Annotated in this window: 8 protein-coding genes; 3 read left to right on the forward strand and 5 right to left on the reverse strand. The window is 40.6% G+C overall.

The genetic code is table 11. The annotated features are described in order from the left end of the window. Positions 1 to 223: 223 nt before the first annotated feature. Positions 224 to 1,009: a 3'(2'),5'-bisphosphate nucleotidase CysQ gene (gene cysQ, locus AAEZ22_RS17460; RefSeq protein WP_011326850.1), complete on the reverse strand. Its 786-nt coding sequence runs from the start codon at positions 1,007 to 1,009 to the stop codon at positions 224 to 226. Next, positions 1,002 to 1,574 carry an ADP compounds hydrolase NudE gene (nudE, locus tag AAEZ22_RS17465; protein WP_011326849.1) on the reverse strand — a complete coding sequence of 191 codons (573 nt, stop codon included), beginning with the start codon at positions 1,572 to 1,574 and terminating at the stop codon, positions 1,002 to 1,004. The genes cysQ and nudE overlap by 8 nt, the downstream gene beginning before the upstream one ends. Positions 1,575 to 1,636: 62 nt before the next feature. On the opposite strand from nudE, the gene yrfG reads away from it, so the two are divergent. Beyond that, the gene (gene yrfG / locus AAEZ22_RS17470) at positions 1,637 to 2,284 is read left to right on the forward strand and encodes a GMP/IMP nucleotidase (protein WP_011326848.1); all 648 of its coding nucleotides are present in this window, start codon (positions 1,637 to 1,639) and stop codon (positions 2,282 to 2,284) included. Between the two features lie 15 nt (positions 2,285 to 2,299). On the opposite strand, the gene AAEZ22_RS17475 is transcribed toward yrfG, so the two are convergent. The 3 genes from AAEZ22_RS17475 to AAEZ22_RS17485 all read right to left on the reverse strand — a co-directional run bounded on the left by AAEZ22_RS17475 (position 2,300) and on the right by AAEZ22_RS17485 (position 3,731). Continuing rightward, on the reverse strand, positions 2,300 to 2,923 hold the full coding sequence (locus AAEZ22_RS17475; protein WP_086994344.1) for a dUTP diphosphatase: 624 nt from the start codon (positions 2,921 to 2,923) through the stop codon (positions 2,300 to 2,302). Between the two features lie 106 nt (positions 2,924 to 3,029). Next, the gene (locus AAEZ22_RS17480) at positions 3,030 to 3,398 is read right to left on the reverse strand and encodes a YacL family protein (protein ID WP_011326846.1); all 369 of its coding nucleotides are present in this window, start codon (positions 3,396 to 3,398) and stop codon (positions 3,030 to 3,032) included. A 114-nt stretch (positions 3,399 to 3,512) separates the two neighbouring features. Next, positions 3,513 to 3,731, reverse strand: coding sequence for a hypothetical protein (locus tag AAEZ22_RS17485; RefSeq protein ID WP_011326845.1), 219 nt, complete (start codon positions 3,729 to 3,731; stop codon positions 3,513 to 3,515). A gap of 313 nt (positions 3,732 to 4,044) precedes the next feature. On the opposite strand from AAEZ22_RS17485, the gene uvrD reads away from it, so the two are divergent. Further along, positions 4,045 to 6,210, forward strand: coding sequence for a DNA helicase II (uvrD, locus tag AAEZ22_RS17490; protein WP_058372303.1), 2,166 nt, complete (start codon positions 4,045 to 4,047; stop codon positions 6,208 to 6,210). Further along, positions 6,188 to 8,257, forward strand: coding sequence for a tRNA(Met) cytidine acetyltransferase TmcA domain-containing protein (locus AAEZ22_RS17495; RefSeq protein ID WP_208835320.1), 2,070 nt, complete (start codon positions 6,188 to 6,190; stop codon positions 8,255 to 8,257). The genes uvrD and AAEZ22_RS17495 overlap by 23 nt, the downstream gene beginning before the upstream one ends. The last annotated feature ends 386 nt before the right edge of the window (positions 8,258 to 8,643 follow it).

Genomic DNA, 8,643 nt, shown 5'->3' on the forward strand with positions numbered 1-8,643 from the left:
CGGGAGCCGGATTTGAACCGACGACCTTCGGGTTATGAGCCCGACGAGCTACCAGACTGCTCCATCCCGCGCCTGTAATTTCTTTAAAACAAATCCGTAATATTTACGAGCCTGCCTTGAAGAGAGCGCTACTATATAGGAATAAACATATAATGCAAGGCTTTAGTTATTATTATTGTTTAAGTGAACAAAAAGCAAGCAAGTGGTGTTATAAGCATTCCCATTAATGTGGGTTAATCATTTTTTGCCACTCCCAATCAGGGTGCCCCATTACAATGAAGTCTGGATTTTCAGTGCTTTCACGCTGATTATAAGTTAGTGGGTTAAACTCTGCATCGGTAATACTGCCGCCAGCTTGCTCAACTATAATTTGTGATGCGCCCGTATCCCACTCACCAGTGGGGCCTATTCTTAAAAAACAGTCAGCCTTTCCTTCTGCTACAATACATGCCTTTAAAGAGCATGACCCTAAAGCAACGGTAGTAAATTGGGCGTTAAGGTACTGGCTCACTGCTTCAATTTTTTGGCGGCGGCTCACTGCAACCGTTAAGTTATCGGGTGAGGCTACAAATATTTGCTTATCGCTACCATTTTTACGCTTAAATGCCCCATTATCGGCGCTCGCAAAATAGGTTACCCCTTTTGTTGGCCAATGAATAACTCCCAGCACAGGTTGGTTATTCTCAATGAGTGCTATATTTACCGCAAAGTCGCCACTTTCTAAAATAAATTCTCCGGTACCATCCATAGGATCAAGTAACCAATAACGTTGCCAATGCTGCCTATCGGCTAATGCTGGGATCGGTGTTTCTTCTGACATAATAGGAATATTGGGTGCTAATGCCTCTAAACCAGCCACAAGTACGTCGTTAGCAGCAAGATCAGCTTTAGTAACTGGTGTGTTGTCTAGCTTTTGCTCTTTGCCAATATCACCATTTTTATAAATAGCCATAATGGCATCACCAGCACGCTCAGCCAATAATATACAAGGCTCTAGTAATTTATTCATCAATGACTCCTGATGCTAAATACTGATCTAATAATAATAAAGCAGCTACACTGCGTGCTTCGGTAAAATCGTCTTGTGTTAATAATGACCGCCAATCGGTTAATGGCCACTTAACAACGACCAGTGGCTCTGGCTCATCACCGGGCAATGTTTGTGAATACAATTGTTTAGCGACCATAATGTGCATGGTGGTATTAAAATGACTTGGCGCTATAGATACCGCTTTTAATCGTTTTAGGTAATCTGCACCAAAACCAACTTCTTCTTTAAGTTCACGGTTAGCGGCTTGCTCTGGTGTTTCACCTGGGTCAATTAACCCTTTAGGAAAACCCAGTTGATAGTCGTTAGTACCAGCGCAATATTCTCGCACTAGTAGTAATTCGTTATCTTTAGTTAACGGCACAATCATTACTGCACCTCGCCCGCCGCCACGAATTCGCTCATATTGACGTTCTTCGTTATTAGAGAATTTAAGTTCTAAAGATTCCACGGTAAATAAGCGACTTTTAGCTACAACTTTATTACTGAGGATTTGCGGTGGTATAGGGTGCTTTTTCTGTGTCATTGGCGTTAATTTGCTATCATGGCAGTTGTGCTTAATCATAAACTTTTCACAGGGAAAAGCCCATGCTAAATTGGTCAAAAATCGATACAGTTTTACTCGATATGGATGGAACATTACTCGATTTACATTACGATAGCCATTTTTGGCTTAACGTTATTCCACAACAGCACGCATTAGCAAAAAATATTAGCTTTGAAGCAGCGCAAGCTGATATTTCAAAACGCTACCAAGCCGTTAGCGGAAAAATACAATGGTACTGCTCAGATTATTGGGAGCAACAGTTAAACCTGCCTATTATGGAACTAAAGCGACAGTCTAAGCACTTAATAAAAGTGCGCGACGATGTGCCGTACTTTTTAACTGAACTTAAAAAAGCAGGTAAAGAGTTAATTTTACTTACTAACGCCCACCCTGAGTGTGTAATGCTTAAATTTGAGCAAACTGCAATTGATAACTACTTAGATGGAGTCGTATCGACTCATGAATATGGGGTAAGTAAAGAGCAGCAAAGCTTATGGCAACAGGTGCAAAGTGACTTAGGATTTAATAAAAGCCGTACGCTTTTTGTTGATGATAGTGTTCCTGTGCTCAACGCAGCACGCCAATACGGTATTGAACACTTGCTTGCGGTTGCTAACCCAGACAGCCAACAACCACATAACGATATAGCCGATTACTTAAATGTTACCGACTATCGCAAGCTAATTTAATTATTTTAGCGCAAACTATTTTGTTGGATATCGTGCCTCTAAGCCTTCGTACACTAATTTTGCAAAATCTGCATGTTCGGTATTAAGGCTTTTAACAACTTCTACTAAATGCTCGTTATCTTCTTGGCCATCCCACACTTTAATGTAACTGCCATCTTTATAGCCATGATCTTGGCGGAAGAAGTTTAAGGTATTTTTACCTACATAACCTCGGTATAAATCGTCAATATTCATACCTATTTGTGCCATACAACCTGCAAAAGCAGCCGCATTAAAAGTTTTATCTGCGACAGCAGATGCCGCCAATACTTCCAGTGTTTGCTTAAAGTCATCGGCTTGATGGGCAGTGCTTAATTCTAGCTCAAGCTGTTTAGCTATTTTTTCGTAGCTGGTGATACCGTCAATTCTGAGTGACAAGCCAAAATGAAAAATATCCACTAACTCTAAAATAACTTGTTCGGTATCAGGCGTTTGTTTTTTCCACCATTTCCAACCGTAATGATCGAGCATTTCTGCACACTCAACCCAAATGGCTCTGTACCAATCAAACCCTTGGCTAAACCATTGGTCATGTACTTTGGTATTCATGGCATTTTGCATTTCTAGCATCACTACTAGTTTGTTTAAATTGGCAGACATATCAATTCCTGTCGTTTTTGATTAGCTAAATTTTCATTAGTGTAATAATACAGATAAAATGCTTGTTGTGCATTGCTGTATATTTTCATTAGTGTGCTAACTATGTTTATCTTGAAGTCGTAAACTCATGCCATGAGTTTATTAGGTCTATAAAATCTTCAAAACCACAACCACTGCTTAGGCCATTTTCTTCAAGCATTAAATCGTCGTCTTGATAAGCCATAAGATCTTCACTGTCTTGGTGCAGAGCATGGGCTTCAAATAGAGCTTCGTCTTTCGTTAAAATTAAATCTATTTCTTGGCCCTTTAGCGTTAAAGGCTCAAAGCTTGAACTCACCGATGCAATAAGCGCTTGCACCATAGCTATTTTATCTTTGCCTATTTCTTCGTTTAACCAGCGGCCAATTATGGCATGCTCGCTACTTATTTTAATGCGTAATCCGCTAATTGGATCGCGAATAAATTGATATTCCATACGTATCGCTTTTAAATCGTTAGTTGCGCAATTATATACGTAAATAGCTGCAGACGCTAAAAAGCAAAATAGCGCCAAAAGGCGCTATTTTATAAAGCTTTAATATTAATTACGTCACGATCTATAACGTGCTGCATCAATAATTGCCCAAACATATACAATAGCGGCAATTATTCCTGGCACAATTAAAAACCATAATGCCGCACCACCAAAAAATAATATAGCGAATATAAGCGCGGCAAGAATACGCCCTTGCACTAGCTGCCCCAACCCCGGGAAAAATATATTACATAATGCTGCGATTACGTTACCGCCTGAACCTTGTCCTGACATACTAACCTCTGTAGTTTATTTAATTTTTATATTTTAGCTATAGAATTACTTACACACTCTATGCCAATTTAATAAATGTTACAAATCATATAGTTGTATTTTTATCAGTTTAACGCTGTGGTGATTTTTACTAAATTGAGGTCAAATTAGCAATTTTTATTATATCTTTTTAACCTTTCCGTTTTTGATTCGCTATCAAGCTACTAGTTTAGAACATAATTTTATGAATAGCTGTGTATAAAAACAGTATTTTATTTAGCCTAACAAAAACACCTGCTATACTGCCCGCATTATTGATTAAAAAGGCGTAACGATGGACGTTTCACAATTACTCGATGGCTTAAACGACAAACAACGCGATGCCGTTGCAGCCCCACTACAAAACATGCTGGTATTAGCAGGTGCTGGGTCTGGTAAAACACGAGTGTTGGTTCATCGTATTGCTTGGCTAATGCAAGTTGAGCAAGCCTCAGCGTATAGTATTTTTGCGGTTACCTTTACTAATAAAGCAGCTAAAGAGATGCGTACTCGCGTTGAAGAGACGCTAAAAGCGCCGGTTGGTGGTATGTGGATTGGTACTTTCCATGGTTTGTCGCACCGTATTTTACGCGCGCACCACCGTGAAGCAAAATTACCCGAAGCATTTCAAATTTTAGACTCAGACGATCAGCTACGTATGATCAAACGTTTATTAAAATCGATGAATATTGATGATAAAAAATGGCCCGCTAAACAGTTTGGTTGGTACATAAGCGCTAAAAAAGATGAAGCACTTCGCCCTAAAGATATTCAAGCCTACGATATTAACGAGCAAATGATGCTGCGCGTGTACGCGGCGTATCAAGAAGCATGCGACAGAGCAGGCTTAGTCGATTTTGCCGAAATACTACTGCGCAGCTACGAAGTACTCAAAAATAACCCTACACTACTGCGCCATTATCAACAGCGCTTTGCACACATGTTAGTAGACGAGTTTCAAGACACCAACACCATACAATACGCATGGTTAAAGCTACTTGCTGGCGACTCCAATAGTATTATGATTGTTGGCGATGACGATCAGAGTATTTATGGTTGGCGCGGTGCAAAAATAGAAAATATTAAACGTTTTTTAACTGACTTTAGCGCAGAGACCATTCGTCTTGAGCAAAACTATCGCTCAACCGCCACTATATTAAAAGCCTCAAATGCCCTGATCCAAAATAACTCAGAGCGTATGGGTAAAAGCTTATGGACCGACGGTAACGAGGGCGAACCTATTTCTATTTACGCCGCATTTAACGAGTTAGACGAAGCGCGTTTTGTAAGTAGTAAACTGCGTAGTTGGTTAAATGCCGGCAATGCGCTGCAAGATGCGGCTATTTTATATAGAAGTAATGCGCAATCACGTGTACTCGAAGAAGCCATGCTACAAGAAGGCCTAAAGTATCGTATTTATGGCGGCATGCGATTCTTCGAACGCCAAGAAATTAAAGACGCCCTGTCGTACTTACGCATAATAGGTAACCGTCAAGACGATGCTGCATTTGAACGAGTAATTAATACTCCAGCTCGTGGTATTGGCGATAAAACGCTAAGCCATATACGCGACTGTGCACGCGCCGAATCGTTACCACTTTGGTATGCAGCAAAAGCAATTGTAGAGCAACAACATTTATCTGGCCGCGCTTCTGGTGCAGTGAGTAAGTTTGTCGAACTAGTAGAGCATATTGAAGATAAAATTAGCGATCTAACGCTACATGAGCAAGCTAAATACGTTATTCAAACTTCTGGGTTAATGGCAATGTACCAAGCCGAAAAAGGTGAAAAAGGCCGTGCCCGAGTAGAAAACTTAGAAGAACTTATTAGCGCTTGCGATCAGTACGAATTGCCTGAGGAAGAAGAATATAGCTCTCCTCTACAAGGCTTTTTAGCGCATACCTCGCTTGAATCTGGTGAAGGACAAGCAGAAGAGCACGAAGACGCCGTACAAATGATGACATTGCACTCAGCTAAAGGTTTAGAATTTCCGTTAGTGTTTATGGTTGGCGTAGAGGAAGGTATGTTCCCTTCTCAACAAAGTAATGAAGAGTCTGGCCGTTTAGAAGAAGAACGCCGCCTTTGTTATGTAGGTATGACCCGCGCTATGGATAAACTATATATTAGCCATGCCGAAAGCCGTCGTTTATATGGACAAGAAAAATACCATACACCATCGCGCTTTTTACGGGAAATTCCCGAGGACTGTGTTGAAGAAATTCGTATTAAAACCCAAGTATCTCGACCACCCGCTGCAGGGCGTTTTAGCGCATCAGTTAGTCACGCTGCATTTGAAGATAGCGGCTTTAACTTGGGGCAACGTGTACTGCATGCTAAATTTGGTATTGGTACAGTACTTAATTACGAAGGTGCGGGTGCGCAATCTCGCGTACAAGTCAACTTTGATGATTTAGGTAGTAAGTGGTTAGTAACGGCATATGCAAGACTACAAGCTATATAAAAAGCAACTCATACAACTAGAACAACAATTAGCTGGCGCGCATCACCGCCAGCTAGTGCTTGTTACTGGCAATGATAATTGGTGCTATGAGCTGACAAACTCACTAGTACAAAATACTAATACACTTACTCTATCTAAACATTGTGCACTTAAAAATGCTCAATGGCCTGCACACATTCACCAAATATTAGGACAAGAATTTACCCACGCCATTTACGATGGCTTTAGTGGCTTATACCCCGATAAGTTGGCCGCAATTGCTGGTACAGTTAGAGCTGGCGGAGTATTGTTTGTATTACTTCCTGAGCTGGGTAACCTAAATAACTGGCAAGATCCCGCATTAAAAAGTGTCCAGTCTCATGGCCACAGCAATCAATATAGTTTATTCAATCAGCGTTTCAGCTCTATTATTAAAAGCTTACCGGCCTTGCATTACAGTGAAGAATTTGGCTGCATCAATAATAATTATAACTATGTCCTGCACAGTAATATTGATTTTGAACCGCAGAAAAACTGCGTAGCACAAATAGTAAAAGTAGCTCATGGTCGCGCCAATAGACCGCTACTGATCAATGCAGATAGAGGCCGAGGAAAGTCAGCCGCATTAGGCCTAGCAGCCGCAAAATTAGCTGATAAAAATGTAATTATTTGCGCCACTCAATTTAGAGCAACACACAGCAGCTTTAAACACTTAGCTGCACAGCTAAATGTTAATTACGATCCATTACAAAAACAGCTTGCTAACATGCAATATATTGCGCCAGACGCTCTGTTAAATGAGCTTCCCGAGTGTGACGTACTCTTAGTAGATGAAGCTGCTGCTATCCCAGTGCCTATGTTATTAAGCATGTTAGCGCATTATCCTCGTATTGTATTTGCAAGCACCTTAGTAGGTTATGAAGGCAATGGTAGAGGCTATACAATTCGCTTTAGTCAATATATTAAAAACCACTACAAAGCTTCTAAAGTAATTACTCTTGATGAGCCATTGCGCTTTGCTAAGCAAGATCCACTTGAGCAGCATATTCGTAGTTTATTAGCACTTGATGCACAGTATCAAGAGACTAATAGCAATAAATCGCAGATTCCTAAGCATAGTGAAGTAACTCAGCAACAACTCGTAACTGATGAAGCACTATTGTGCCAAGTCGTTGCTTTACTTGCACTTGCTCATTATCAAAGTAGTGTGAATGATTTACGCCAGTTGTTAGATGCGCCATCGCAACGCATATTTATCAGCAAAATAGACAAGCAATTAGTGGGTGTATGCTTAATCGCGATAGAAGGCGGTTTAAGTGAAGAACTTACTGAGCAAGTTATAAGTGGTGAGCGCCGCCCACAAGGGCATTTAATGGCGCAAACACTTGCACAACTGAGCTTTAACAGTGATTTTTTAACTCATTTAAGTGCGCGAGTTGTCCGTATTGCAATTGATCCAAGCTCACATAATTGTGGCCTAGGAAAAGCATTACTGAGCTATAGCGAGTCACAAGTAAAAGAACAATGTACTTGGTTTGGTGCTAGTTTTGGTGCCACTGCACAATTGCTAAAATTTTGGCAAAGCCTAGGCTTTAATGCTGTTAAATTAGGTTACCAACGCGACAAAAGCACTGCTGAGCACGCAACTTTAGTTGTTAAATCTCTTAATGCACCACAACAAAGTTTACAGTCACTGATTAAACAGTTTCAATACGAGCTGTTTTATGGCCTATTAAGCCACTTTAAGTCATTAGAATGGCAACTGGTTAGCACATTACTGCGCTCATTTAATGATGAGGTAATAGCTTCTGATACGTTAAGGTTATTTACACAGCAACTCAGCAGTAACCGCTTTACTATTTCACCCACTCTCTGGCGTTTAATTAGCCAAAATCCTGTTATAATTACTAGGATAGCAGCCAATCAGCAGCAACTTTTAATTCAAACAGTTTTACAACACCATACCGATGAGCAACTTATTAAAAATTTAAATCTCAGCGGCAAAAAGCAATTAGAACAACTGTTTAGAAACACAACAAACATACTCGCAAAGCAACTTTCTTCATAAAGCCATTTCACTTTTCTGCAGACGTAAAAAAGCCCGAATCGTTAAATTCGGGCTTTCTACAATTTGGGGTCGGCGCGCTACTTCGTAGCGACAACGCAGTAGAATGTCGTAAGTGCCCACAGCGGTGGAAAATCACAGTGCAAATGCACCACATTCATTGGCTAGTGGTGATGTTTTTATGATTTGAGTATTGGGTATCGCTACGCTCGCCCGACTTACGTGTTAGGTGTTGGATGAGTGGGCATTAATTGTACGAACCTCACTTTCCTGCAGACGTAAAAAAGCCCGACTATTTCTAATCGGGCTTTTTACAATTTGGAGCCTGGCAATGTCCTACTTTCACATAGCAAATGCTACACTATCATCGGCGCTGTTTCGTTTCACTA

Source organism: Pseudoalteromonas sp. 20-MNA-CIBAN-0454, from assembly GCF_040308685.1.
Lineage (GTDB): Bacteria > Pseudomonadota > Gammaproteobacteria > Enterobacterales > Alteromonadaceae > Pseudoalteromonas > Pseudoalteromonas nigrifaciens.

Coding starts and splice junctions, on each gene's coding strand:
- nudE (WP_011326849.1), bottom strand. CDS start 1,574: ATGACACAGAAAAAGCACCCTATACCACCGCAAATCCTCAGTAATAAA.
- AAEZ22_RS17485 (WP_011326845.1), bottom strand. CDS start 3,731: ATGTCAGGACAAGGTTCAGGCGGTAACGTAATCGCAGCATTATGTAAT.
- yrfG (WP_011326848.1), top strand. CDS start 1,637: ATGCTAAATTGGTCAAAAATCGATACAGTTTTACTCGATATGGATGGA.
- cysQ (WP_011326850.1), bottom strand. CDS start 1,009: ATGAATAAATTACTAGAGCCTTGTATATTATTGGCTGAGCGTGCTGGT.
- uvrD (WP_058372303.1), top strand. CDS start 4,045: ATGGACGTTTCACAATTACTCGATGGCTTAAACGACAAACAACGCGAT.
- AAEZ22_RS17475 (WP_086994344.1), bottom strand. CDS start 2,923: ATGTCTGCCAATTTAAACAAACTAGTAGTGATGCTAGAAATGCAAAAT.
- AAEZ22_RS17480 (WP_011326846.1), bottom strand. CDS start 3,398: ATGGAATATCAATTTATTCGCGATCCAATTAGCGGATTACGCATTAAA.
- AAEZ22_RS17495 (WP_208835320.1), top strand. CDS start 6,188: ATGCAAGACTACAAGCTATATAAAAAGCAACTCATACAACTAGAACAA.